We start from the raw sequence: 23,016 nt of genomic DNA, 5'->3' as shown, positions 1-23,016 counted from the left end.
CACGTGAGTCCCGGCTTCAAGCACGTGAGTTCCGGGTCTGATCACGTGAGTGCGGTGCCTCCCCGGACCGCCAGGTGCGGTGGCTCCACTCCAGGAACCGCTCCACCCCGCGGACCACGTGCGCGCTGCGGATCGAGGGGAAGACGTCGAAGGCGTGCTGAGCGCCGGAGATCTCCGCGTACGCGACCTCACGCTGGGACTTCTCCCGCAGGCGCCGCACGAATTCGCGGGCCTCGCCCACCGGCACCAGCGAGTCGTGGACGCCGTGGATGACGAAGAACGGCGGCGCGTCCTCGGTGATCCGGTCCAGCGGTGACGCCGCGATGTAGTCGTCGAGGAAGTTCACCGGATCGCGGTCCGCCTCGAAGACGTGCCGGGCGATCAGTGTCTTCAGCCGGGTCTGGCTGGAGCGCCGCCCGCTGGTCGCGGCGAAGTCGTACACGCCGTAGTGCGGGGCGCAGGCCTGGATGCTCGTGTCCGCCTCGGTGAAACCGGGCTGCAGCGCCGGGTCGTTCGCGGTCAGTGCCAGCAGCGCCGCGAGATGCCCGCCCGCCGAACCCCCGGTGACGGCGACGAACGACGGGTCGCCGCCGTAGGACTCGGCGTTGTCCCGGATCCAGGCCAGCGCGCGTTTCGCCGCGACGATATGCGCCGGCCAGCGGGCGGCGGGGGAGAGCGGGTAGTTGATCGCGATGCAGATCCAGCCGCGTTTGGCCATGTGCAGCATCAGCGGCAGGCCCTGTTGGTCCTTGTTGCCGATCACCCACGCGCCGCCGTGCACCTGCAGCAGGATCGGCGCGCCGGTGACCGGTTCGCGCGGGGCGTAGACGTCGAGCAGGAACCGCTTCCCGCCGGGTGCGTAGGCGATGTCGCGGGTCCGCCGGACCTGCGGGTCGCGCATGCGGAACGGCATGGCCAGCTGGCCCCACGGGGTCGCGAGGTCGGTCGGGCTCGGCGGGTGCTCGAGCTCGTCGGCGTAGGCCTTGCCGATGCCTTCGGTCAGTGCGGTCTCGATCTCGCCCCTGGCTCGCTGGGACTGCGCGATCAGCGCGCCGAGCCCGGCCGCCGACGCCGTCGCGAGCGCGAGACCGGCCTTGCTCGACCCGCCCCGGTGCCGCGCGACATGCGCCGCCGTGTCGGCCGCGGTGAGGGCGAGCAGATGGGGGGCGAGTTCCCCGGTGAGCCAGCCCGCGAAGAACGCCGGTACCGCTGTCCGGGCACCTCTCGGCGGCTTCAGCGCGTTCGCGGTGAGCGCGAGCTGGAGTGCCTGGCGGACGACGAAACTCGGCTGCATGGGCACCGATCCTACCGCCGGGTGACCGCCTAGAACCGGTTGCAAAGTTCACTTAAGGTGATTCTTATGCAGCGACTGAGTGGTCTGGACGCGAGTTTCCTCTACCTGGAGACACCGACCCAGGTCCTGCATGTGTGCGGGCTGCTCACCCTGGACGGCGCGACCATGCCCGGCGGCTACGACTTCGAGCGCTTCAAGGAGAAACTGGCCGAACGGGTCCAGCTGATCCCGGCATTCCGGCGCAAGCTGCACAATCCACTCTGGAATCTCACGCATCCGGTGTGGGTCGAGGACGAGGACTTCGATCTGGAAGCCCACGTTCACCGGATCGGCGTACCCGCACCCGGCGACCGGCGGGAACTGGCCGAACTCTGCGCCCACATCGCGGGACAACGCCTGGACCGCGCACAACCACTGTGGCAGCTCTACGTCATCGAAGGCCTGGCCGACGGCGGGATCGCGGTCCTGCTGAAGATGCACCACGCCAGCGTCGACGGCGTCAGCGGCGCCAGCCTGATCACCTATCTCGCCGGTCTCGAACCGGACGCGGCCCCGCCGGAGATCGCGCGTGACGAACGGCACAACGGAGGCGTCCCCGGCAGGCGCGCGCTGCTCGGCGAGGGACTGACGTCGTTCGCGAAACGTCCGGTCGAGGTGGCGAAACTGCTCCCGGACCTGCTCGGGCTCGTCCCGAAATGGCTCGGTAAGGCGTTGCAGGGCAAGGGGATGCCGGTCCCGTTCACCGCGCCGCGCACGTCGTTCAACGGGACGATCACGGCACACCGCAGCGTCGCCTACACCTCGCTCGACCTCGACGAGGTCAAACGGATCAAGAACGCCTTCGGGGTGACGGTCAACGACGTCGTCCTCGCCGTCGTTTCCGGTGCGCTGCGCCGGTTCCTGCGCGATCGCGGCGAACTGCCGGAAGACCCGCTGGTGGCGACCGTGCCGGTGTCGGTGCACGAACGCACCGAACGCGACCACGGCAGCAACAAGGTCTCGGCGTTCTTCGCCTCGTTGCCCACGCATCTGGAGGATCCCGCTGCGCGGGTGTTCATGCTCGCGGAGTCGAACCGGCGTTCCAAGGACCACCATCACGACATCGACGCCGACATGCTCCAGGATTGGGCCCAGTTCTCGGCCGCGACCATGTTCGGCCTCGCCGTGCGCGCGTATTCCGCGCTGCGCCTGGCCGAACGGCATCCGGTGGTGCACAACCTGGTGGTGTCCAATGTGCCCGGTCCGCAGATGCCGTTGTACCTGCTGGGCTGCCGGATCACCGGGCTCTATCCGCTCGGTCCGGTGTTCCACGGCGCCGGGCTCAACGTCACCGTGCTGTCCAACGCGGGCCGGGTCGACGTCGGCCTGCTCGGCGCGCGCGAATTGACCGGGGAGCTGTGGCCGCTCGCGGACCACTTCCCGGACGCTCTCGGCGAACTTCTCAAAGCCACGCCGTAGATCCCTCTTCCCGCACCCCCCGTTTCCCGAGGGGGTTGCCGTCACGCCTCCTTCCGGATAAGACTAGAACAGGTTTCAATATTGTGCCCGTTCGCCCCGGTGAGGAGCCAGTGTGGACTTCCAGTTCGACGAGACGCAGACCGAGGTCACCGCGCTGACCGCGCGCGTACTCGGCAAGGAGCGTGAGCCCGGCGGCACGTGGCGCGCGCTCGCCGACGCCGGTCTGCTCGCCCTGGCGCTGCCCGCCGAACTCGGCGGTGACGGCCTCGGTGTCGCCGAAGTCGCCTTGGTGCTGACCGAACTCGGCCGCGTCGCCTCGCCGACGCCCGCGCTGGCGTCGCTGGCCTTCGGGGTCCTGCCGGTCACGGCGCTCGGCGGCCCGGACCAGCGCGCGGCGTTGCTCCCGCCGGTCGCCGCGGGCGACTCGGTGCTCACGGCCGCGCTGCACGAGCCTTCCGCGCCGTTCACCACCCGGCCCGCGACCGTCGCGGAATCGGCCGGGGACTGGCGGCTGAGCGGGGTGAAGGTCGGCGTGCCGTTCGCGGCGGAGGCCACCCGGATCCTGACGCCCGCCTCGCTGCCCGGCGGCACCGGCGTCTTCCTCGTCGATCCCCGGGCCGATGGCGTGACGCTGACCCCGACCACAACGTCGTCCGGTACGCCGGACCACACGATGACGCTGGACTCCGTGACCGTCACCGACGCCGATCTCCTGAACGGGCACGGCCCCGGCGAGTCGATCGCGACGCTGCACCGGTTCGCGCTCGCGGGCACCGTGGCGTTCGGCGACGGGTTGCTGGCCGGCGCGCTCGCGCTGACCACCGAGCACGTCGGCGAACGGGAGCAGTTCGGGCGCCCGCTGGCGGCGTTCCAGGCGGTGGCGCAACAGATCGCGGACGTCTATGTCGCGTCGAGGACGGTCCAGCTGGCCGCGCGGTCGGCGGTCTGGCGGCTCGCGGCGGGGCTCGACGCCGACGCGGAACTCGACATCGCGGCGTACTGGCTGGCGGAGGAGGCGCCCGAGGCGCTGGCCGTCTGCCATCACCTGCACGGCGGGATCGGCGTGGACGAAACGTATCCACTGCACCGGTTCTCGTCGGCGGTCAAGGATCTGGGACGAACGCTCGGCGGCGCCTCGCATCGGCTGGCCGCGCTGGGCGAACTGGTGGCGGGGTGAACATGCTGATCGAACTGACCGCGGCGCAACAGCAGCTGCGCACCGAACTGCGAAAGTACTTCGCCTGCCTGGTGAGCGCCGACGAGCGGCGCGCGATGCTGCGCGAGCGGCACGGGCCGGTGTACCGCGAGATCGTCCGGCGGATGGGCCGTGACGGCTGGCTCGGCGTCGGCTGGCCCGAACAGTACGGCGGCCGGGGTTTCGGCGAGATCGAGCAGCACCTCTTCGTCGACGAGGCCGCCCGGGCCGACGTCCAGCTGCCGTCGGTGACCCTGCAGACCGTCGGGCCGACGCTGCAGGCTTTCGGCACCGAGGAACAGAAGTCCTTGTTCCTGCCCAAGATCCTCGCGGGCGAGGTGCATTTCGCCATCGGCTACACCGAACCCGAAGCGGGCACGGACTTAGCGTCACTGCGCATGACCGCGGTGCGTGAAGGAGACGAGTACGTCGTCAACGGCCAGAAGATCTTCACCACCGGCGGGCACGACGCCGACTACATCTGGCTGGCCGTGCGGACCGCGCCGGACGCGCCGAAGCACAAGGGGATCTCGATCCTCATCATGGACACCCGCGATCCGGGCTACTCCTGGACGCCGATCATCACCTGCGACGGCGCGCACCATGTGAACGCCACCTACTACTCGGACGTCCGGGTGCCCGCGAACATGCTGGTGGGCAAGGAGAACGAGGGCTGGCGGCTGATCACCACCCAGCTGAACCACGAACGCGTCATGCTCGGCCCCGCCGGTCGGATCGGTGGTCTCCACGACCGCGTCCGCGACTGGGCGGCGTCCCGGAAGACCCCGGACGGCACGCCGTTGCTCCAGTTGCCCGACGTCCGCGGCGTGCTCGCGGAAACCCTGGCGGCCGCCAGGATCAACGAACTGCTGAACTGGCAGGTCGCGGCGTCGTCGGCGACCGGGCCGGTGGCGGTGGCCGACGCGTCGGCCACCAAGATCTTCGGTTCCGAACGGATCCAGCGGCTGGCCAGGAGACTGGAGGAGATCGTGGCACGACACGGCGATCAGGCCGACACCGAGACCGCGGATCTGGCGCGGTGGCTGGACGTGGTGGCCAAACGCAATCTGGTGCTGACCTTCGGCGGCGGCGTCAACGAGATCCAGCGAGAGCTGATCGCCACCGCCGGGCTCGGCCTGCCGAGGGTGCCGCGATGAGCATCCAGGAAGCCGCCGAACGCATCGCCGCGCGCGGGGAATCCGCGCCGAGGGCCGCCCGCGACACGGTCAACCAGGCGATGGTGAACAACTGGGTCGAAGCCATCGGTGACCGCAATCCGGTCTACGTCGACGAAGAGTTCGCCGCCAAGAGCGTCCACAAGGGACTCGTCGCGCCGCCCGCGATGGCGCAGGTGTGGACCATGGGCGGGCTGCACTGGACGAGGGCGTCGGACGATCCGCTCGGCGCGATGATGGAGGTGCTCGACGAGGCCGGGTTCACCTCGGTCGTCGCGACCAACTCCGAGCAGAACTACTTCCGCTACCTGCGGCACGGTGAACGGGTCGAGGCGACCGCGAAACTCGAAAGCGTCGTCGGGCCGAAACGCACCGCGCTGGGCGAAGGCTGGTTCGTGACCACGAAGACCACCTGGTACGTCGGCGACGAGGCCGTCGCGGACATGGTGTTCCGGGTGCTGAAGTTCCGCCCGCCGGGCGCCGAGCCCGTGAAGCAGGCGGCGCCGGTCCTGCGGCCGGTGATCAGCAAGGACACCGAGTTCTTCTGGGCCGGGCTGCGGGACGGGGAACTGCGGATCCAGCGCTGGGGCGAGACCCTGCGGCATCCGCCCGGCCCGATGCCGCCCGACGGCGACCTCGACGCGAAGCCGGACTACGTCGTCGCGTGCGGCCGCGGGACGGTCTACAGCTATGTCGTGCACCACCATCCGAAGGTCCCCGGCAAGGATCTGCCGTTCGTGGTCGCGCTCGTCGAACTGGAGGAGGGCGTCCGGGTGATGGGCGAACTGCTCGACGCCGACCCCGACTCCGTCCACATCGGACTCTCGGTGGAAGCCGCGTTCATGAAGATCGACGACGAACTGACGTTGCCCGCTTGGAGGGTCGCGCGATGAAGGACTGTTCGGTCGGCACCGAGCTGCCGCCGCTGACGATCGAGGCCACCCCGACCTTCGTGGTGAGCACCGCGGTGGCGACCCGGGATTTCCAGGACGTCCACCACGACCGTGACGCCGCCGTGCGGCGCGGGTCGAAGGACATCTTCCTCAACATCCTCACCGACACCGGCCTGGTGCAACGCTTCGTCACCGACTGGGCGGGACCGGAGGCGTTCGTGCGGTCGATCAAGATCCGGCTCGGCGTGCCCTGCTACGCCTACGACACCCTGACCTTCACCGGCCGGGTCACGGAACGCGACGGTGACGACGTGGTGATCTCGGTGTCCGGAGTGGACAGTCTCGGTGAGCACGTGATGGGCACCGTGGCGATCACGCTGGGAGGCGAGTGATGACCCTGTCCGGACGGGCGGCGATCGCCGGAATCGGCGCGACGGAGTTCTCCAAGGATTCCGGGCGCAGCGAGCTTCGTCTAGCGGCGGAGGCCGTTTCGGGTGCGCTGAAGGACGCCGGTCTCTCGCCGTCCGATGTGGACGGTCTGGTGTCGTTCACCATGGACGGCAACAGCGAGATCGCCGTGGCGCGGGAACTGGGCATCCCCGAACTCAAGTTCTTCAGCCGGATCCACTACGGCGGTGGTGCGGCGGCGGCGACCGTGCAACAGGCCGCGATGGCCGTCGCGACCGGCGTCGCGGACGTCGTCGTCGCGTACCGGGCGTTCAACGAGCGGTCCGGGATGCGGTTCGGGCAGGTGTCCTCGGCCGCGGCGGGGCAGGTGAACTCCTCGGGCGTCGACAACGCGTTCCACTACCCGATGGGGATCGCGACGCCCGCCGCGACCGTCGCCATGCTCGCCCGGCGCTACATGCACGAGTACGGCGCGACCAGTGCAGACTTCGGCCGGGTGGCCGTCATCGACCGTGCCCGCGCGGCGACGAACCCGAAGGCCTGGTTCCACGGCAAGCCGATCACGCTCGAAGACCATCAGGCTTCCCGCTGGGTCGCCGAACCGTTGCACCTGCTGGACTGCTGCCAGGAGAGCGACGGCGGCGTCGCGCTGGTGATCACCAGTGTCGAGCGGGCGCGCGACCTGCCGCACCGGCCGGCCGTGATCGCGGCGGCCGCGCAGGGGAGTGGTCCGGATCAATACGTGATGACCAGCTACTACCGCGACGACCTCCCGGCACTGCCCGAGATGGGGCTCGTGGGACGGCAGCTGTGGGCGCAGTCCGGGCTGGGGCCCGGCGACATGGACCTCGCCGTGCTGTACGACCACTTCACCCCTTATGTCCTGATGCAGCTGGAAGAACTCGGCTTCTGCGGGAAGGGCGAGGCCAAGGACTTCATCGCCGGCGGCGCACTGGAGCTCGACGGGAAACTCCCGCTCAACCCGCACGGCGGGCAACTGGGGGAGGCCTACATCCACGGGATGAACGGGATCGCCGAGGGGGTCCGGCAGGTACGGGGCGACGCCGTCAACCAGGTCGACGGGGCCTCCCGGGTGCTCGTGACCGCCGGTACCGGCGTACCTACGAGCGGACTGGTCCTGACCGCGAGGTGAGATCACCCCGATGCCCGATGGTGTACTAGTGCGCCACCTGCGACGGTGAGAGGCATACCGGCCAGGAGGTGACATGTCTGGACCACTCATCGTCGCGTGGACCTTGACCGCGGTGTTCGCCGCGCTGGTCCTGCCGTGCGTGCTGAGACTCGTCCGGCTGGACTACGGGCGCCAGGGCGCGGCGGTCCGCAATGGTGACCTGGCCGAACTGCTGCTCGTCGTCGCCATGGTCGCGATGCTGTCCCCGGTGGGCGGCCCGATCCCCGCGGCGGGCTGGCAGGCGGTGCTGGCGCTGACCGCGGGCTGGTTCGCCGTCTCGTGGTGGAAGGGAAGGCGGTCCGGGCACGCCGCCTGCGGGCACCACGCGGTCTCCGCCGTCGCGATGCTGTTCATGGTGACGTTCATGCCACACAGCGAGGTTTCTCACGGTCCGTGGCTGGTGATGTCCGGCCCCGGCGGCGGCTCGGCGCTGTGGCTTTCGCTGCTCTTCGGTGCCGTGGCCGGGTATTTCGCGGTGGACGCGGTACGCGCCGGTGTCCTCGCGGCGAGGGGCACCAGGGACCCGGGTACCCGCGGCGAATCCGGTCAGGTGTCGCGGCGGGTGTGCCGGGTCATCATGGGCGCGGGGATGGGCTACATGCTGGTGGGCGCGGCCCTCTAGCGGCCGAGCGCGTTCAGCGGACTAAACGCGGACGTGACGGACGACCCCGTTCTCGGCGTCTCCCACGTCCGGCAGGCCTTCGGCCGGGTTGTCCGCGGCCCACTTGCCCGCGTCCGCGATGTCCTTGTCGAGCGCGGCGATCAGCGCCTCCGACGACGGGTACGCCTTCTGCTCCCGCAGGTGGTGCCCCAGCCACACGGTCAGCACCTCGCCGTACAGATCGCCGCTGAACTCCAGCAGATGCGCCTCGACGAGCCGGTAGCCGTCCGCGCCGTAGTACGTCGGACGCCTGCCGACGGAGACCGCGGCCGCGATCCGCGTGCCGTCCGCGCGCTCGGCCCAGCCCGCCCACACTCCGTCGCCGACCTGGCCGTCCTGGTCGCGCAGCGCGATGTTGGCGGTCGGGAAGCCCAGTTCCCGGCCCCGCTGATCGCCCTGCTCCACCTGGCCACGGACCACGAAGTACTCCGCCGTCATGCCGCCCCCGTCCTCGCTGTCACGAAAGCCATGAATACCACGCCTCGCATCGGCGGTCGACCGCCGTCCAAGCCACGGGAGATGTCCACTGTGTACTGAATCACGTTGTGACGACGCGATATCCCAGGTCGAGTTCCGTCCGCCCCAGCAGGCCGACGTGATGCCGGTGCCAGTGCCCGTCGGCGAGGTCGGCGCGCAACCGGCCGACGGCGTCGGCGACGACGTTCTGGTCCAGCAGCGCGACTCCGGACATCCCCGCGCGCACCCGCTCGGACAGGTAAGCCTCCGGCCTGCGCCAATACGCGCCGAGGAACCCGTCGACGCAATCCGAGGGCACCGGCAGCGGAGCGACCGCAGGTGTCCCGCCCGCCGCGCTCAGCTCCTCGACGATCCTGTCGAGGCAGGCCAGCCTGCTCTCGTGCTCGGCGATCTCCGGCAGGTAGTCCCGCACCAGCCAGAACCGCGCGAACACCGCCTGGTCCCAGGTCACGATCACCTGGCGACGGGACACGCGCCGCAACTCGGCCAGCCCGGCGGTCACGTCCGTCCAGTGGTGCACGGTGAGCACGGCCAGCCCGACGTCGAAGGCGCCGTCGGGGAAGGGCAGTCCTTCCGCGCACGCCTGGACGGCGGGGGCCGCGGTGGCCGGACGCTGCGCGATCATCCGCGAAGACGGCTCGACGGCGACCACGTCGCGGTCTCCCGGTTCGTAGGAACCGGCGCCGGCGCCGACGTTGACCACCGAGCGCGCGTCGCCGAGAGCGGCGGTCACGATGGCCGCGATCCGGGGGTCCGGACGTCTTGATCGTGCGTAGTCCCGGCCGAGTTCGGCATAAGGGTCGGAGATCAAGGGGCGCACCCGGCCGAGTGTAGCCAGACCCGCTACCAGCGGGAACGATGATTCAGTCTGTCGTGGTCAAGAAAGTGTCGGAAAGAACGGCCGCGTCGTCCCGATCCGGTGCCGACGTCGTGATCAGCAGCCCGGCGGGCTCCCGCCAGACGCGGGTCCGCAGCGGTTCACCGGGGAAGACGACGCCGGCGAACTTGGCCGAGAACGAGGCGACGCGGGCGGTGTCGCCGTCGAGGAACTCGTCGGTGACGGCCTTCGCGACGACGCCGTAGGTGCACAGGCCGTGCAGGATCGGCTTGTCGAACCCGGACGCCGCGGCGAACCCGGGATCGGCGTGCAGGGGGTTGCGGTCCCCGCAGAGCCGGTAGAGCAGCGCCTGCTGCGGCAACGTCGGGGTGTCGATGACCGCGTCCGGCTCCCGTGCCGGGAGCTCGACGCGGTCGGACGGGCCGCGTTCGCCGCCGAAACCCCCTTCGCCACGGGCGAAGATGCTCGACCGCAGCGTCCACAGTGGAGTTCCGCCGGAGTCGGTGGCGACCGTCTCGTTCACGATCACGGCCGCCTTGCCCTTGTCGAACACGTCGACGATCCGCGTCCGCGCCACGGCCTTGCCCGACGTCGGGATCGGCCGGTGCGCGATCACCTCCTGCTTGCCGTGCAACACCTTCCCGAGGTCCACCTCGACACCGGGGAAGGAGACCGCGGGCGGTTCGAACACGCGCAGGTTCGCCGCCACGGTGGCGAACGTCGGCAGCACCTGGAGGCCGTCCTCGTAGGTGTAGCGCAGCTCCCGCGGGCTCATCGGATCCGCTCCGGCGCCCAGCGCCAGGTGGTAGAGCTGCACGTCCGACGCGGTCCAGGCGAAGCTCACCTCGCCGAGGTCGGCGCCGATCGCGACCGAAGGATCGATGGGCACGGGGGAACTCCTACTCGTAGGTGACGGTGACGTCGTCGGTCAGCGGCAGGCACTGGCACGCCAGCACGATGCCTTCGGCGATGTCGTCGCCGTCGAGGACCTCGTTGTTCAGCATCTTGACCTCGCCGGCGGTGACCCGGCAGGCGCACGCGCTGCACTGGCCCTCGCGGCAGGAGTACGGCGCGTCGAAGCCCTTCTCCAGCAACAGGTCCAGCAGTTTCGTGCGGCGCGGCCAGTCGAGCTTCCTGGTCTCGCCGTCGAGGGTGACTTCGACCGACGCCGGGGCCTCGGCCTCTTCGACGGCGACGGGCTCGGCCACTTCGAACGGATTCCCGCCGAGGGAGAGGAAGCGCTCCAGATGGATCCTCTTGCGCGGCAATCCGAGATCCTTGAGCACCGTGCGCGCGGCGTCCATGAACGGGCCGGGACCGCAGATGAACGCCTCGTGCGCGGTGTACGGCCTCACCAGCGCGCGCAGGTGCGCCTCGGCCGGCAGGCCCTGCAGGCTTTCCAGCCAGTGCACCACGACCAGCCGGTCCTGATGCTTCACCGCGAGGTCCGCGAGTTCCTTCGCGAAGATCACGGACCGCTCGTCGCGATTGGCGTAGAGCAGCACCACCTTGCCGGTTCCGTGCTCCAGCGCGGACTTCAGGATCGACATCACCGGCGTGATGCCACTGCCGCCCGCGAGCAGCAGGAAGTCCTCGTCGAGCGACGCCGGGCTGAACACCCCGGTCGGCGGCAGGACCTGGACCTCTTGGCCCGCCCGGAGGTTGTCGCACAGCCAGTTCGAGCCGTAGCCGTCGGCGGTGCGTTTGACGGTGACCTGGACCCGGTTCTCGTGCGGCGCGCTGGAGAGCGAATAGCAGCGGGCCACCGAACCGGTCCGCTCGCTCGGCACCCGGACGGTGAGGAACTGCCCTGGCGTGTAGGCGAAAACGGAGACGTGCTCGGCCGGGATCTCGAACACGATCGACCGCGCGTCGGCCGTCTCGGTGATCACCTCGGCCACGGTCACGGTGACGGGACCGCTCATTCGGGTACCTCCAGCAAGCCGTCCTTCAAAGCGACCTCGATGCTCTCGCTGAGATTGCCGCAGGTGTCGAGCAACGCCGTCTGCGCCCCGGAGGCCTTCTGCTCCGCGAACACCGGGCAACTGCGGGACGCGTCACTCGTCCACTGGATGCTGGTGTGCTGCATGCTGTTCTTCTTGACCAGCACGCAGGTCCCGCACGCGCGGCAGTTCAGCGGCCGCAGCCCGGCGGTGAGGAATTCGACGGTCTCGGGCTTCACACCCCGGCCTCTTCCGCCTGCTGCCTCGCCAGGTTGTCGGCCACCTCCGCCGCCCAGACCTCGTTGGCACGGCTGGTGTCCACTTCGAACTCGAAGCGCTGAGTCATGTCCTCGGTGACGTCGGCGGCGTCCACATAGAACTGGTCGTACCAGCGGCGCAGCTGGTAGACCGGCCCGTCCTCCTCGCACAGCAACGGGTTGTCGATCCGCGTCTTGTTGCGCCAGATCTCAACGTCCTGCAGGAACCCGACGCCGATGCCCTTGGCGAACTTGCCGGCGATCTTGTCCGCGTGCTCGTCCGAGACGCCCTCGAACTTCTTCACGCTCACGCCCCACTGCAGCACGAACGAGTTCTCCGTGACCGGGTAGTGGCAGTTGATCAGCACGTTCTCGATCTCGAAACCCTGGTACGTGTTGAGCAGCTTGTTGATCATGTACGAGGGCCCGAAGTACGACGCCTCCGACCGCAGCAGGTTCTCCTCGCCGCCGTAGTTGGACGCCATCCCCTTGTCCGGACGGCCCTTCGTGTTCAGGTACTGGGTGGCGATATGCCCCTCGAACACGTTCTTGAAGTAGGTCGGGAAGGCGTAGTGGATGTAGAAGAAGTGCGCCATGTCGACCATGTTGTCGATGATCTCGCGGCAGTTGGAGCCCTCGATCAGCACCGAGTCCCAGGTCCAGTTGCTCCACTCGCCGGTGAACACGCCCTCGATCCGCGGGATGACGACGTCCTCGGGCGGCGGGTTGCCTTCCGGGTCGTGCCAGACGAACAGCTGCTTGTTCTCCTCCAGCACCTGCCACGTCTTCGTCCGCGCGCGCAGCGGAACCCGTTTGGCGTAGGGGATCGAGACGCATTTGCCGTTGCCGTTCCAGCGCCAGTCGTGGAACGGGCAGGCGATCTCGTCGCCCTTGACCTCGCCCTGGGTGAGGTCACCGCCCATGTGGCGGCAGTAGCCGTCGAGCACGTTCAGCTTGCCGGACGAATCGGCGAAGACCACCAGTTTCGTCCCGAACGCCGTGATGGCGTGCGGCTTCCCGTCGCGGAACTGCTCGGCGAGGCCGAGACAGTGCCAGCCGCGCGCGAACCGCGAAGGGAGCGCGCCCGCGTCGATCTGCCTTACGGATTCCGTCGTCATCGGCTGCCTCCCGGTTGACCGTGATCTTGCTTCGCGAGATGCTCGGCCGCAAGGTAGCCGAACACCATCGCTGGGCCGATCGTCGCGCCGGGACCGGCGTAGGTGCGGCCCATCACCGCCGCGCTCGTGTTGCCCGCCGCGTAAAGCCCGTCGATCACCGAACCGTCTTCGCGCAGGACACGCGCGTGCGGATCGGTCCTCAAGCCGCCCTTGGTGCCCAGGTCGCCGGGCACGATCTTCACCGCGTAGTACGGCGCGACGTCCAGCGGGCCCAGGCTCGGGTTGGGCTTGTTCCGCGGGTCGCCGTAGTAGTGGTCGTACGCGCTGCGCCCGCGGTGGAAGTCCTCGTCGACGCCGCTCTTCGCGAAGCCGTTGAACCGGCGCACGGTGTTCTCCAGCGCGTCGGCCGGGACGTCGATCCGCTCGGCGAGCTTCGCGATCGTGCTCGCTTTGACCGCGATGCCCGCTTTGAACCAGCGGCCGGGCAGCGGCTGACGCGGGCCGAGGCCGGTGAACATGTACCGGTTGCGGTTGCGCTGGTCGAACACCAGCCAGGTCGGGATGTTCCGGCCTGGCCCGTCTCCTTCGCCGTACATCGCGTGCACGGCCTCGACGTAGGGCGCCGACTCGTTGACGAAGCGCTCGCCCCGCGTGTTGACCATCAGGCAGCCTGGGCGCGACCGCTCGGCGAGCGCGAACCACGGGCCGCCGGTCAGCGGGATCGACGGACCCCACCAGGCGTCGTCCATCAGGTCGACGGCCGCGCCCAGTTTGAGCCCGGCGTCGATGGCGTCGCCGGTGTTGGCTTCGGCGCCGACGGTCCACTCCGTGCCGATGGGCGCCCGCTGGTACTTGACCCGCATCTCTTCGTTGCGTTCGAACCCGCCGGCGCCGAGGACGACGCCGAGCCGCGCGCGGATCAGCTTCTCCTCGCCTTCGTGGCGGACGACGACGCCGACCACGCGATCGCCCTCGACCTTCAGGTCCACGAGCGGCGTGTTCAGCCAGACCGGGACGTCCGCGCGGCGCAGGCCCTCACGCAGCCCGGCCGCAAGCGCTTGCCCCATGGAAAGGAGCCGCTGACGGCGGATCCGGCCGACCAGCCAGCGCCCGCCGAGGCCGAGGACGCGGAGGATCCCGCGCGGATGCCGGGCGAGCAGGCTCAGCCACCGGTAGTCCGCCTGGGTGATCGGGACGCCCAGCGGGGGAGCGCTGTAGGGCGGCTCCAGATTCGCCAGCTCCGGCCCGAGCAGGTTGCCGTCGAACGCGGCCGGTTCGACCGATCGTCCGCCGGGACGCCCGCCGGGGGCCTCCGGGTGGTAGTCCGAGTAACCGCGGACCCAGCGGAAGCGCAGCGGCGTCTTGTCGCAGACGAAGGACAAGACCTCGGGACCGCGGTCGAGGAAGGCCGACCGGAGTTCCGCCGGGACGGCGTCACCGACGATCGACTCGAGGTATTCGTGCGCCCGCTCCGGGGGTTCGGAGATCCCGGCCGCACGCAGCGCGTGGTTGCCCGGGATCCAGACGCCGCCGCCGGATCGCGCGGTCGAGCCGCCGAAGTGGGCGGCCTTCTCCACGACCAGGACGTCGAGTCCCCGATGGGCTGCGGACAGTGCGGCGGTCATCCCGGCGGCACCACTGCCCGCCACGATCACGTCGTAGTCCATACGCCCCTCACCTGAAACACGTTGTAGGAAGCATGTAGCAGCATTCGTGCTGCTCCAGTCACCATAGACGAGAACGTGTTCTAGTTCTAGGGTGGGGTCATGGACTCCCTCGTCGCGGATGTGGTGATCGTGGGCTTCGGGGCGGCCGGCGCCTGTGCGGCGATCGAAGCCGCCGACGCCGGAGCCAAGGTGCTCGTCCTGGACCGGTTCTCCGGTGGTGGCGCGAGCGCCGTCAGCGGAGGTGTCGTCTACGCCGGTGGCGGGACTGCGCATCAGCGGGACGCGGGCGTCGACGACAGCGTCGACGCGATGTACGGCTACCTGCGGATGGAGGTCGGCGACGTCGTCTCCGAGGAGACCCTGCGGCGGTTCTGCGCGGGGAGTACGGAGATGATCTCCTGGCTGGAAGGCAACGGCGTGCCCTTCGAGGGCAGTCTCTGTCCCTATAAGACGTCGTATCCGAGCGACAAGCACTATCTGTACTACTCGGGCAGCGAGGCGGCGGGCGGCTTCCGCGACGCGGCCAAGCCGGCGCCGCGCGGGCATCGGGTCAAGGGCCCGGGGACCTCCGGGAAGCTGCTGATGAAACGCCTCATGGAGGCCGTTCGCAGCCGGGGTGTCCAGGTGCTGCCGCAGACCGCGGCGAAGAACCTGATCGTGGACGCCGACGGGACCGTGACCGGTGTCGTCGTGTCCACTCTGCGGGACGCACCCGCGCGCGTGCGGGCGACGCATCGGAAGCTGGCCGCGTACGCCGCGAAGCCGGGGATCTACGTGCCGTCGCTGCGGAAGTCGCTGCATCGGCGGGTGGAGCGGATCGAACGCCGCTATGGCCGTGAGCTGCGGATATCCGCCTCGCGTGGGGTCGTCCTCGCGGCGGGCGGGTTCATCGCCAACCGCGAGATGGTGCGCGAACACGCACCCGCGTATCGCGGTGGCCTGGCGCTCGGGACCTCCGCCGACGACGGATCCGGGATCCGGATGGGGGTCGAAGCGGGCGGGGCCACCGCGGAACTCGGGCGGATCTCGGCCTGGCGGTTCATCACCCCGCCGTCGGCGTTCCTCGGCGGCCTGCTCGTGAGCGGGACAGGCGGCCGGATCATCGACGAATCCCGGTACGGCGCGGCCGTCGGCGAACGCATGATCGCCGACCATGAGGGGCGTGGCTGGCTGCTGGTCGACGACGCCATCGTCCGGGAGGTCAAACGGGACGCGCGGGGGCAAAGCCAGTGGTTCCAAGGGCTTCAGGTGCGCTATCTGCTGCGGCAGCGCGTCGTCGCGGGCTCGCTCGAAGACGTCGCACGCAAGGCCGGGGTGGACCCGGCAGGGCTGGTCGCCAGTGTCGAGGCGTCGCGTTCCGGCGCGGATCCGACCGGCAAACCCGCGGAGTTCGCTCGCCCGCTGGACCGGGCGCCGTACTCGTTGATCGACGTCTCGATCAAGCCGAACCTCGGCTATCCGTGCCCGATGCTGACCCTCGGCGGTCTCGTCGTGGACGAGGAAACCGGCGCCGTGCGGTCGTCCTCCGGTGTCCCGATCCGCGGTCTGTACGCGGCGGGCCGGACCGCGGTGGGAATCTGTTCTAGGTCCTATGTGAGCGGTCTGTCGCTGGCGGACTGCGTGTTTTCCGGGCGTCGTGCTGGAGCGCACAGTGCCCTCGACCGGGGATCGGTCGACAAAAACGAGAACGTGTTCTAGTCTTGAATCCGGTTCACGGAGTATGTCGAGAGAGGGAACGCATATGAGCGAGCACGCCGCGCAGGACGTGATCGCGGGGATCCGGGAGCTGCTGCCGGTCCTGCGGGAACGGGCGCAGGAGGCGGAGGACGCCAGGCGCGTTCCCGAGGAATCCGTCAAATCCCTGCAGGAGACCGGTTTCTTCAAGCTCTTGCAGCCGAAGACCTTCGGCGGGCTCGAAGCGGACCCGGTCAGCTTCTACACCGCGGTCAAACTCGTCGCGAGCGCGTGCGGGTCCACGGGCTGGGTCGCCTCCATCCTCGGCGTCCACCCGTGGCACCTCGGCCTGTTCGAGGCGCAGGCGCAGCAGGACGTCTGGGGCGACGACGCCGATGTCCGGATCTCCTCGTCGTACGCGCCGATGGGCAAGGCGGACGTCGTCGAGGGCGGCTACCGGCTCAGCGGGCGCTGGAGTTTCTCCTCGGGCTGCGACCATGCGACCTGGGTGCTGTTGGGCGGGCCGACGTTCAAGGACGGCAAACCCGTCGACTTCTGCACCTACCTGGTGCCGATCTCCGACTACACGATCGAAGACGTCTGGGACACCGTGGGCCTGCGCGGCACCGGGTCCAACGACATCATCGTGAACGACGTGTTCGTCCCGAAACACCGCGCGCTGAGCTTCATCGCGACGTCGAAGTGCAAGACGCCCGGCCAGGAGATCAACCCCGGGCCGCTGTACAAACTGCCGTACGGTTCGGTGCATCCGAGCACCATCACCGCGCCGATCATCGGCATGGCCCAGGGTGCCTACGACGCGCACGTCGAGTATCAGGGCAAGCGGGTCCGTGCGGCGTATGCGGGCGAACAGTCCAAAGAGGACCCGTTCGCCAAGGTGCGGATCGCCGAAGCGGCGAGCGAGATCGACGCGGCCTGGCTCCAGCTGACGCACAACATCGACGAGCTGTACCAGCTGGCGTGCAAGGGGGAGAAGCTGCCGTTCCCCACGCGGCTGCGGGTCCGCCGCGACCAGGTCCGCGGCACGGAGCGCGCGATCTTCGCGATCGACAGGCTCTTCGAGAACTCCGGCGGCCGGGCGTTGAAGGCCGGAACGCCGATCCAGCGGTTCTGGCGCGACGCCCACGCCGGCCGGGTGCACGCGGCGAACGACGCCGAGCGCGCCTACGTCATGTTCGGAACCGGCGCCTTCGGGCTGCCCGTCGAGAATGCGATGGTCTGATGACCGAGGGCAAGTACGCCACCGTCCAAGGTGGATTGAAGCTGCACTACCACGAAGCGGGCACGGAGCATCCGGAGACGGTGATCCTCCTGCACGGTGGCGGTCCCGGCGCGTCGGCGTGGAGCAACTTCGGCCGCAACCTGCCGGTGTTCGGCAAGAACTACCGGACGCTGGCCATCGACCAGCCCGGATTCGGGAGGTCTGACAAGCCGACCGAGCATCCGCAGTACTTCCGGCACAGCGCCGACGCCGTCGTCGGGCTGATGGACGAACTCGGCATCGAGCGGGCGCATTTCGTCGGCAACTCGCTCGGCGGCGGGACTTCCGTGCGGCTCGCGCTCAACCATCCGAAACGCGCCGGACGGCTGGTGCTGATGGGGCCGGGCGGGCTGAGCGTCAACCTGTTCGCGCCCGATCCGACCGAGGGCATCAAGAACCTGGGCCGGTTCAGTGCCCCGCCGGGGCCGAGCCGGGAGAAGCTCGAAGCCTTCCTGCGGGTCATGGTGCACGACCAGTCCTTGATCACCGACGAGCTGATCGACGAGCGGTTCGCCGTCGCGAGCGCGCCCGAGTCGCTCGCCGCGATGAAGGCGATGGGCAAGTCGTTCGCCCAGCCCGAAACCTACGAAGAGGGCATGCTCTGGCGCGAGGCGCATCGCCTGCGGCAGCGGGTGCTGCTCATCTGGGGCCGGGAGGACCGGGTCAACCCGCTCGACGGTGCGCTGCTCGCGCTCAAGACGATCCCGCGTGCCCAGCTGCACGTCTTCGGCGGCTGCGGCCATTGGGCGCAGCTGGAGAAGTTCGACGAGTTCAACCGGCTGGCACTCGACTTCCTGGGAGCCTCCTGATGGGTATCCGTTCGCTCGCCTACCTCCGCATCGAAGCCACCGACATGGCCGCGTGGCGCGAATACGGGCTGAAGGTCCTCGGCATGGTCGAGGGCTCCGGCACGAATCCCGAAGCGCTCTACCTGCGCATGGACGACTTCCCGGCGCGGCTGGTGGTCTTCCCCGGTGAAAAGGACCGGCTCGCGGTGGCGGGCTGGGAGGTCGCCCACGCCGGCGAACTCGACGAGATCCGCGCCTCACTCGACGCGCACTCTGTGCCGTACAAGGAAGGCACCCCGGATCAGCTGGCCGATCGGCGGGTCGACGGTCTGGTGTCCTTCGAGGACCCTTCCGGCAACACACTCGAAGTCTTCCACGGCGTCGCGCTGCAACATCGGCGCGTGGTGAGCCCGTACGGCCACAAGTTCGTGACCGGGGAGCAAGGACTCGGGCACGTCGTACTGTCCACCCACGACGATGACGCGTCCCTGCGGTTCTACCGTGACGTACTCGGGTTCCGGCTGCGGGACTCGATGAAACTGCCGCCGCAGATGGTCGGCAGGCCCGCCGACGGCGCGCCGGCGTGGCTGCGGTTCTTCGGCTGCAACCCGCGTCACCACAGTCTCGCGTTCCTCCCGATGCCGACGCCGAGCGGCATCGTGCATCTCATGGTCGAAGTGGAGAACACCGACGACGTCGGCCTCTGCCTCGACCGGGCCATCCGCCGGAAGGTGCCGATGTCGGCCACTCTCGGGCGGCACGTCAACGATCTGATGCTCTCGTTCTACATGAAGACTCCCGGCGGCTTCGACGTCGAATACGGCTGCGAGGGTCGGCAAGTGGACGACGAGAGCTGGATCGCCCGAGAGAGTACGGCGGTTTCGTTGTGGGGACACGACTTTTCAGTCGGCGCCCGTCCGCCGGGGCAGTCGTGACCCCGGTGACGGAAGTCAGCCCGGACAGCGCTGCGGAGATCGACGCCGCGCGGTTCCGCACGGTGCTCGGGCATTTCTGCACCGGTGTCGCCGTGGTGACCGGGCACGACGGCGAGGCGCCGGTGGGCTTCGCGTGCCAGTCGTTCGCCGCGCTCTCACTGGATCCGCCACTGGTGCTTTTCTGTCCTGCCAAGACTTCCCGGACGTGGGCGGTGCTCGCCGAGTCCGGCCGGTTCGCCGTCAACGTGCTCTCCGAGGACCAGCAGGAGGTCAGCGCGGTGTTCGGTGCCCGGGGCGCGGACAAGTTCGCGTCGATCGACTGGACGCCCGCGCCGTCCGGATCCCCTTTGCTGGCAGGGGCTTTGACGTGGATCGACTGCACGCTCGAAGCCGTGCACGAAGCAGGTGACCACTACGTCGTCGTCGGCAGGGTGACCGCGCTCGGGGAACCGTCCGACGATCGGCCGCTGTTGTTCCATCGCGGGCGGTACACGGTGACGGAACCGGTGACGGACGCGCTCGCCGCGCTGATGCCGTGGCCGCGCCCGGATGATTGGCTTTGACCGTATAACTGGATAATCGTATAACTGAAAAAATGTAAAGCTGTCCTTTCTTGGTGCTTCCGCTTAGCGTTTTCGGCGGAAGCTCACCAAGGAATGGGGACAGCAACGTGAATTCTCGCAGACTGGCCGGAATCGGGTTGGCCGCCGCCGTCGTCACGGTCTTGGCAGGCGTGACGCCGGCGCAGGCCGCCGAGGGCGCGATCGTCGGCGCCGGAGCGGAAGGCGTCATCGCCGACAGCTACATCGTCGTGCTCAAGGACGGCTCCACCGCCGACAAGCCTTCGCTGGCAGGGAAGTTCGGCGGCACCATCGGACGGCAGTACACGCAGGGCCTCAGCGGTTTCTCCGTGGCGCTGAAGGAGCGGCAGGCCAAGCGTCTCGCGGCCGACCCGGCGGTCGCCTTCGTGGAGCAGAACAAGGTGCTGCACGCCGAAGCGACGCAGACGAATCCGCCGTCGTGGGGGCTCGACCGGATCGATCAGCGTAAACTTCCGCTGGACAACAAGTACACTTACTCGACCACCGCGTCGAATGTGAACGTGTACGTTCTCGACACCGGAATCCGTGCCACGCACACCGATTTCGGTGGCCGGGTGAAGCAGGGCTACGACTTCATCGACAACGACACGAACGCGGACGACGGTTACGGCCACGGCACGCATGTCGCGGCCACGATCGCCGGCACGAAGTACGGTGTCGCCAAGGGTGCTTCGCTGTACCCGGTGCGGGTCCTCGGTTCCGACGGCAGCGGCACGACCGCGGGCGTGATCTCCGGCGTCAACTGGATCACCCAGAACGCCAAGAAGCCCGCCGTGGCCAACGCGAGTCTCGGTGGCGGCGCGTCCTCGGCGCTGGACACCGCGGTGCGGAACTCCATCAAGGCGGGGATCACCTGGACGGTCGCCGCTGGTAATTCGAACGTGAACGCCGCCAACACTTCGCCCGCCCGGGTCACCGAAGCGCTGACGGTCGCCGCGGCGGACCGCACCGACCGCCGCGCTTCCTTCTCCAACTACGGTTCCGTGATCGACCTGTTCGCGCCGGGTGTCTCGATCACCTCGGCCTGGAAGGACAACGACACCGCGACCTACACCGGCGACGGCACCTCGTTCGCCGCTCCGCACGTGGCCGGTGCCGCCGCGCTGTACCTGTCGTCGAACACCGGCGCCACCGCGGCGCAGGTGGCCCAGGCGCTGATCAGCGCCTCGACTCCGGGGCTGGTCACCAACCCCGGTAGCGGTAGCCCGAACCGCACGCTCTACGTCGGGTAGGTTCCCTCGGTGGTGGCTCGGTCCCGGCGTTGCGCCGGGACCGAGCTTTTCCGTCCGCGTGGCCGAGGCGGGCCGAGAAGCGAGCGCAAGGCCAAGGGCGGCAACGACAACAGCTGTTCGAGCTCGGCCAGTGCCCGGAGGGATTCCGGACGTTCCGGTCTCCGTCTGCCGGACTGCCAATGGCTCAGCGTGGGCACGCTGATGGAGACGCCGCGCAGTTCGAGGCGATGGCGGATCCGGTCCAGCGGCAGCCCGCTGGCCGTGATCGCCGCGCGCAGGGCTTGCGGGAACGGATCTGGACGCAGGGTGGCGCCGGGGAAGATCTTCGAGGGCGTCATGCACTGAAAGTAAGAAGCCGTATCTGGAGTGTCAACGACGTCCGGCGGTCGTCTCAGCCGGTGAACCCTCCGAAAGTCGGATCGGCTCACCCGCTTCGTGCAGACTGCGCAACGCGAGCCGGTACGACTCGACGAGCCCCGTCTCGTGATACGGGACGCCGATTTCCTCGCAGTATCCTTGGACGATGGGCCGGGCGCGGCGAAGATGCGGCGACGGCATGCTCGGGAACAGATGGTGCTCGATCTGGTAGTTGAGCCCGCCGAGCGCGACATCGACGACCCTGCCGCCGCGGACGTTGCGGGACGTGAGCACCTGCTTGCGAAGGAAGTCGAGTTCGGTGTCGCCCGACAGGATCGGCATGCCCTTGTGGTTGGGCGCGAAGATCGATCCCATGTAGACGCCCCACAGTGCTTTGTGGACGATGAAGAACACGAGTGCCTTGCCGGGTGAGAGGACGACGAGCAGCGCGCTGAAGTAGAGCGCGAAATGCGTCAGCAGCAAGGCCGCTTCGAGCCCACGCCGCCGGATGCCCGGCTTCGAGACCGCGCGGATGCCGGAGAAGTGCAGGTTCAGGCCTTCGAGGGTGAGCAACGGGAAGAACAGGAACGCCTGATAGCGGCCGATGAACCGGGGGAGCCCCTTACTGGCCCTCGCTTGGTCCTTCGACCACACAAGGATGTCCGGATCGACGTCGGGGTCGAGGTCCTCGTGGTTCGGGTTCGCGTGATGGCGGGTGTGCTTGTCCATCCACCAGCCGTAACTCATGCCGACCCCGAGATTCCCCGCGATCCGGCCGGCGATCTCGCTCGGACGGCGGGTCCGGAACACCTGACGGTGCGCGAGATCGTGCGACAGCAGGGCGATCTGGCCGAACATCACCGCCTGGAAGACGGCGATGCCCAGCTGCCACCAGGAGTCCCCGATCGCGAAGAAGGCGATCCAGCCGGCGACGAAGAGGGTGGCGACCAGGCCGATGCGGAAGACGTAGTAGCCGGGACGGCGGTCGAGGAGGCCCGCTTCGCTGACGCGGCGGGACAGGCGGGCGAAATCGCTGCCTGTGCGGAGGTTTGCGGTCACCGGTGTGAGTCTGGTTTCCGGGGAGGGCGGGGTGAATGCGGTGCGCCGGTGGGTTGGTGCGGGGGTTGGCCCTACCTCGTCGGCGATGGAACGGCTTCCCTTGCCCTCGACCGCACTTGAGGTTCTACCGTCTCGGTATGAGAAGTACCCAGGGGAGGAATGACATGACGATTCGGCCGATGTCCGACGCCGAACTGCGAGAGGCGATGGTCTCCTATATCCGTCCCGAGGACGATCTGGCAGCGGAGGCCGATGTGCTCCTAGAACGTGGCTGGCTGACTCGGGACGCCGAGAACCGGCTGTGGCTCACCGAAGAGGGAGAACAGGCCCGCGTCGACCTCGCGCGCAACGCTCCCGCCATCCGTGCCGTCCTCCATGAGGGTATCGACGACGCGGACTACGTCACCACGGTGAAGGTGCTGCAACGGCTGATCCGCAATGCGGGAGGGACGGTCGTGTAGAAGATTGAGGCATGGGCAAGGTGACCGAGTCTCGGTGAGATTAGTGGCAC

General features: G+C 68.8%; 24 protein-coding genes. 14 read left to right on the top strand and 10 right to left on the bottom strand.

Translation table 11 applies throughout. The features are described 5' to 3' along the window. Nucleotides 1–16: 16 nt before the first annotated feature. On the bottom strand, nucleotides 17–1,294 hold the full coding sequence (locus IE302_RS11145) for an alpha/beta hydrolase (protein ID WP_191254393.1): 1,278 nt from the start codon (nucleotides 1,292–1,294) through the stop codon (nucleotides 17–19). A 66-nt stretch (nucleotides 1,295–1,360) separates the two neighbouring features. Here IE302_RS11145 and IE302_RS11140 point away from each other — a divergent pair, with 66 nt between their 5' ends. The 7 genes from IE302_RS11140 to IE302_RS11110 all read left to right on the top strand — a co-directional run bounded on the left by IE302_RS11140 (nucleotide 1,361) and on the right by IE302_RS11110 (nucleotide 8,237). Then, nucleotides 1,361–2,752: a WS/DGAT/MGAT family O-acyltransferase gene (locus tag IE302_RS11140; protein ID WP_191254392.1), complete on the top strand. Its 1,392-nt coding sequence runs from the start codon at nucleotides 1,361–1,363 to the stop codon at nucleotides 2,750–2,752. Nucleotides 2,753–2,864: 112 nt separating this feature from the next. Further along, a complete protein-coding gene (locus tag IE302_RS11135; RefSeq protein WP_191254391.1) occupies nucleotides 2,865–3,929 on the top strand; it encodes an acyl-CoA dehydrogenase family protein in 1,065 nt (354 codons plus the stop codon). 2 nt (nucleotides 3,930–3,931) lie between these two features. Next, nucleotides 3,932–5,104, top strand: coding sequence for an acyl-CoA dehydrogenase family protein (locus tag IE302_RS11130; protein ID WP_191254759.1), 1,173 nt, complete (start codon nucleotides 3,932–3,934; stop codon nucleotides 5,102–5,104). Further along, nucleotides 5,101–6,015: a bifunctional MaoC family dehydratase N-terminal/OB-fold nucleic acid binding domain-containing protein gene (locus IE302_RS11125; RefSeq protein ID WP_191254390.1), complete on the top strand. Its 915-nt coding sequence runs from the start codon at nucleotides 5,101–5,103 to the stop codon at nucleotides 6,013–6,015. Before IE302_RS11130 ends, IE302_RS11125 begins: the two co-directional genes overlap by 4 nt. Further along, complete coding sequence (locus tag IE302_RS11120; RefSeq protein ID WP_191254389.1) at nucleotides 6,012–6,407, top strand: MaoC family dehydratase; 396 nt, start codon at nucleotides 6,012–6,014, stop codon at nucleotides 6,405–6,407. Before IE302_RS11125 ends, IE302_RS11120 begins: the two co-directional genes overlap by 4 nt. Further along, nucleotides 6,407–7,576, top strand: a complete 1,170-nt coding sequence (locus tag IE302_RS11115) for a lipid-transfer protein (protein ID WP_191254388.1) — start codon at nucleotides 6,407–6,409, stop codon at nucleotides 7,574–7,576. The genes IE302_RS11120 and IE302_RS11115 overlap by 1 nt, the downstream gene beginning before the upstream one ends. Before the next feature lie 73 nt (nucleotides 7,577–7,649). Further along, nucleotides 7,650–8,237, top strand: coding sequence for a DUF5134 domain-containing protein (locus IE302_RS11110; protein ID WP_191254387.1), 588 nt, complete (start codon nucleotides 7,650–7,652; stop codon nucleotides 8,235–8,237). A gap of 21 nt (nucleotides 8,238–8,258) precedes the next feature. Here IE302_RS11110 and IE302_RS11105 read toward each other — a convergent pair whose 3' ends face one another. From IE302_RS11105 to kstD, 7 genes are all read right to left on the bottom strand, one after another. Beyond that, nucleotides 8,259–8,714, bottom strand: coding sequence for a riboflavin kinase (locus IE302_RS11105; RefSeq protein ID WP_191254386.1), 456 nt, complete (start codon nucleotides 8,712–8,714; stop codon nucleotides 8,259–8,261). A 100-nt stretch (nucleotides 8,715–8,814) separates the two neighbouring features. Beyond that, complete coding sequence (locus IE302_RS11100; protein WP_191254758.1) at nucleotides 8,815–9,564, bottom strand: class I SAM-dependent methyltransferase; 750 nt, start codon at nucleotides 9,562–9,564, stop codon at nucleotides 8,815–8,817. 52 nt (nucleotides 9,565–9,616) lie between these two features. Further along, entirely contained in the window at nucleotides 9,617–10,480 is an 864-nt protein-coding gene (gene chsH3, locus IE302_RS11095; RefSeq protein WP_191254385.1) for an enoyl-CoA hydratase ChsH3, read from the bottom strand. Nucleotides 10,481–10,490: 10 nt separating this feature from the next. Further along, on the bottom strand, nucleotides 10,491–11,516 hold the full coding sequence (locus IE302_RS11090) for a ferredoxin--NADP reductase (RefSeq protein WP_191254384.1): 1,026 nt from the start codon (nucleotides 11,514–11,516) through the stop codon (nucleotides 10,491–10,493). Further along, the gene (locus tag IE302_RS11085) at nucleotides 11,513–11,773 is read right to left on the bottom strand and encodes a hypothetical protein (protein WP_191254383.1); all 261 of its coding nucleotides are present in this window, start codon (nucleotides 11,771–11,773) and stop codon (nucleotides 11,513–11,515) included. Before IE302_RS11085 ends, IE302_RS11090 begins: the two co-directional genes overlap by 4 nt. Further along, nucleotides 11,770–12,909, bottom strand: a complete 1,140-nt coding sequence (locus IE302_RS11080; protein ID WP_191254382.1) for a 3-ketosteroid-9-alpha-monooxygenase, oxygenase component — start codon at nucleotides 12,907–12,909, stop codon at nucleotides 11,770–11,772. Before IE302_RS11080 ends, IE302_RS11085 begins: the two co-directional genes overlap by 4 nt. Beyond that, entirely contained in the window at nucleotides 12,906–14,576 is a 1,671-nt protein-coding gene (gene kstD, locus IE302_RS11075) for a 3-oxosteroid 1-dehydrogenase (RefSeq protein WP_191254381.1), read from the bottom strand. The genes IE302_RS11080 and kstD overlap by 4 nt, the downstream gene beginning before the upstream one ends. A gap of 99 nt (nucleotides 14,577–14,675) precedes the next feature. Between kstD and IE302_RS11070 the strand changes: the two genes are divergently transcribed. The 6 genes from IE302_RS11070 to IE302_RS11045 all read left to right on the top strand — a co-directional run bounded on the left by IE302_RS11070 (nucleotide 14,676) and on the right by IE302_RS11045 (nucleotide 21,089). Then, the gene (locus IE302_RS11070; protein ID WP_191254380.1) at nucleotides 14,676–16,274 is read left to right on the top strand and encodes an FAD-binding protein; all 1,599 of its coding nucleotides are present in this window, start codon (nucleotides 14,676–14,678) and stop codon (nucleotides 16,272–16,274) included. A gap of 43 nt (nucleotides 16,275–16,317) precedes the next feature. Further along, nucleotides 16,318–17,493: a 3-hydroxy-9,10-secoandrosta-1,3,5(10)-triene-9,17-dione monooxygenase oxygenase subunit gene (gene hsaA, locus IE302_RS11065; protein WP_191254379.1), complete on the top strand. Its 1,176-nt coding sequence runs from the start codon at nucleotides 16,318–16,320 to the stop codon at nucleotides 17,491–17,493. Next, a complete protein-coding gene (gene hsaD, locus IE302_RS11060; RefSeq protein ID WP_191254378.1) occupies nucleotides 17,493–18,341 on the top strand; it encodes a 4,5:9,10-diseco-3-hydroxy-5,9,17-trioxoandrosta-1(10),2-diene-4-oate hydrolase in 849 nt (282 codons plus the stop codon). Before hsaA ends, hsaD begins: the two co-directional genes overlap by 1 nt. Then, nucleotides 18,341–19,255 carry an iron-dependent extradiol dioxygenase HsaC gene (hsaC, locus tag IE302_RS11055; protein ID WP_191254377.1) on the top strand — a complete coding sequence of 305 codons (915 nt, stop codon included), beginning with the start codon at nucleotides 18,341–18,343 and terminating at the stop codon, nucleotides 19,253–19,255. Before hsaD ends, hsaC begins: the two co-directional genes overlap by 1 nt. Continuing rightward, nucleotides 19,252–19,818 (top strand): 3-hydroxy-9,10-secoandrosta-1,3,5(10)-triene-9,17-dione monooxygenase reductase subunit, encoded by a 567-nt coding sequence (hsaB, locus tag IE302_RS11050; protein ID WP_191254376.1) that lies wholly within the window; start codon nucleotides 19,252–19,254, stop codon nucleotides 19,816–19,818. The genes hsaC and hsaB overlap by 4 nt, the downstream gene beginning before the upstream one ends. Before the next feature lie 107 nt (nucleotides 19,819–19,925). Beyond that, nucleotides 19,926–21,089, top strand: a complete 1,164-nt coding sequence (locus IE302_RS11045; protein ID WP_373307944.1) for a S8 family peptidase — start codon at nucleotides 19,926–19,928, stop codon at nucleotides 21,087–21,089. Here IE302_RS11045 and IE302_RS11040 read toward each other — a convergent pair. Both IE302_RS11040 and IE302_RS11035 read right to left on the bottom strand, forming a co-directional pair. Beyond that, nucleotides 21,077–21,427, bottom strand: coding sequence for a transcriptional regulator (locus IE302_RS11040; RefSeq protein WP_191254375.1), 351 nt, complete (start codon nucleotides 21,425–21,427; stop codon nucleotides 21,077–21,079). The two genes, IE302_RS11045 and IE302_RS11040, sit on opposite strands and share 13 nt — an antisense overlap. 31 nt (nucleotides 21,428–21,458) lie before the next feature. Then, nucleotides 21,459–22,505: a fatty acid desaturase family protein gene (locus IE302_RS11035; RefSeq protein WP_191254374.1), complete on the bottom strand. Its 1,047-nt coding sequence runs from the start codon at nucleotides 22,503–22,505 to the stop codon at nucleotides 21,459–21,461. 164 nt (nucleotides 22,506–22,669) lie between these two features. On the opposite strand from IE302_RS11035, the gene IE302_RS11030 reads away from it, so the two are divergent. Next, nucleotides 22,670–22,966 carry a hypothetical protein gene (locus IE302_RS11030; protein ID WP_229907707.1) on the top strand — a complete coding sequence of 99 codons (297 nt, stop codon included), beginning with the start codon at nucleotides 22,670–22,672 and terminating at the stop codon, nucleotides 22,964–22,966. Nucleotides 22,967–23,016 lie beyond the last annotated feature (50 nt).

The sequence above is a fragment of the Amycolatopsis oliviviridis genome (assembly GCF_014654365.1).
GTDB classification, from domain to species: domain Bacteria; phylum Actinomycetota; class Actinomycetes; order Mycobacteriales; family Pseudonocardiaceae; genus Amycolatopsis; species Amycolatopsis oliviviridis.
The sequence above is the reverse complement of the archived record's forward strand: the minus strand, read 5'-3'. Positions and strand labels throughout refer to the sequence as shown.

Bases quoted from the DNA above. Each gene is read 5' to 3' on its own strand.
- IE302_RS11145 (WP_191254393.1), bottom strand. From the start codon at position 1,294: ATGCAGCCGAGTTTCGTCGTCCGCCAGGCACTCCAGCTCGCGCTCACC.
- IE302_RS11140 (WP_191254392.1), top strand. From the start codon at position 1,361: ATGCAGCGACTGAGTGGTCTGGACGCGAGTTTCCTCTACCTGGAGACA.
- IE302_RS11130 (WP_191254759.1), top strand. From the start codon at position 3,932: ATGCTGATCGAACTGACCGCGGCGCAACAGCAGCTGCGCACCGAACTG.
- IE302_RS11125 (WP_191254390.1), top strand. From the start codon at position 5,101: ATGAGCATCCAGGAAGCCGCCGAACGCATCGCCGCGCGCGGGGAATCC.
- IE302_RS11120 (WP_191254389.1), top strand. From the start codon at position 6,012: ATGAAGGACTGTTCGGTCGGCACCGAGCTGCCGCCGCTGACGATCGAG.
- IE302_RS11115 (WP_191254388.1), top strand. From the start codon at position 6,407: ATGACCCTGTCCGGACGGGCGGCGATCGCCGGAATCGGCGCGACGGAG.
- IE302_RS11110 (WP_191254387.1), top strand. From the start codon at position 7,650: ATGTCTGGACCACTCATCGTCGCGTGGACCTTGACCGCGGTGTTCGCC.
- IE302_RS11105 (WP_191254386.1), bottom strand. From the start codon at position 8,714: ATGACGGCGGAGTACTTCGTGGTCCGTGGCCAGGTGGAGCAGGGCGAT.
- IE302_RS11090 (WP_191254384.1), bottom strand. From the start codon at position 11,516: ATGAGCGGTCCCGTCACCGTGACCGTGGCCGAGGTGATCACCGAGACG.
- IE302_RS11080 (WP_191254382.1), bottom strand. From the start codon at position 12,909: ATGACGACGGAATCCGTAAGGCAGATCGACGCGGGCGCGCTCCCTTCG.
- kstD (WP_191254381.1), bottom strand. From the start codon at position 14,576: ATGGACTACGACGTGATCGTGGCGGGCAGTGGTGCCGCCGGGATGACC.
- IE302_RS11070 (WP_191254380.1), top strand. From the start codon at position 14,676: ATGGACTCCCTCGTCGCGGATGTGGTGATCGTGGGCTTCGGGGCGGCC.
- hsaA (WP_191254379.1), top strand. From the start codon at position 16,318: ATGAGCGAGCACGCCGCGCAGGACGTGATCGCGGGGATCCGGGAGCTG.
- hsaD (WP_191254378.1), top strand. From the start codon at position 17,493: ATGACCGAGGGCAAGTACGCCACCGTCCAAGGTGGATTGAAGCTGCAC.
- hsaC (WP_191254377.1), top strand. From the start codon at position 18,341: ATGGGTATCCGTTCGCTCGCCTACCTCCGCATCGAAGCCACCGACATG.
- IE302_RS11040 (WP_191254375.1), bottom strand. From the start codon at position 21,427: ATGACGCCCTCGAAGATCTTCCCCGGCGCCACCCTGCGTCCAGATCCG.
- IE302_RS11030 (WP_229907707.1), top strand. From the start codon at position 22,670: ATGACGATTCGGCCGATGTCCGACGCCGAACTGCGAGAGGCGATGGTC.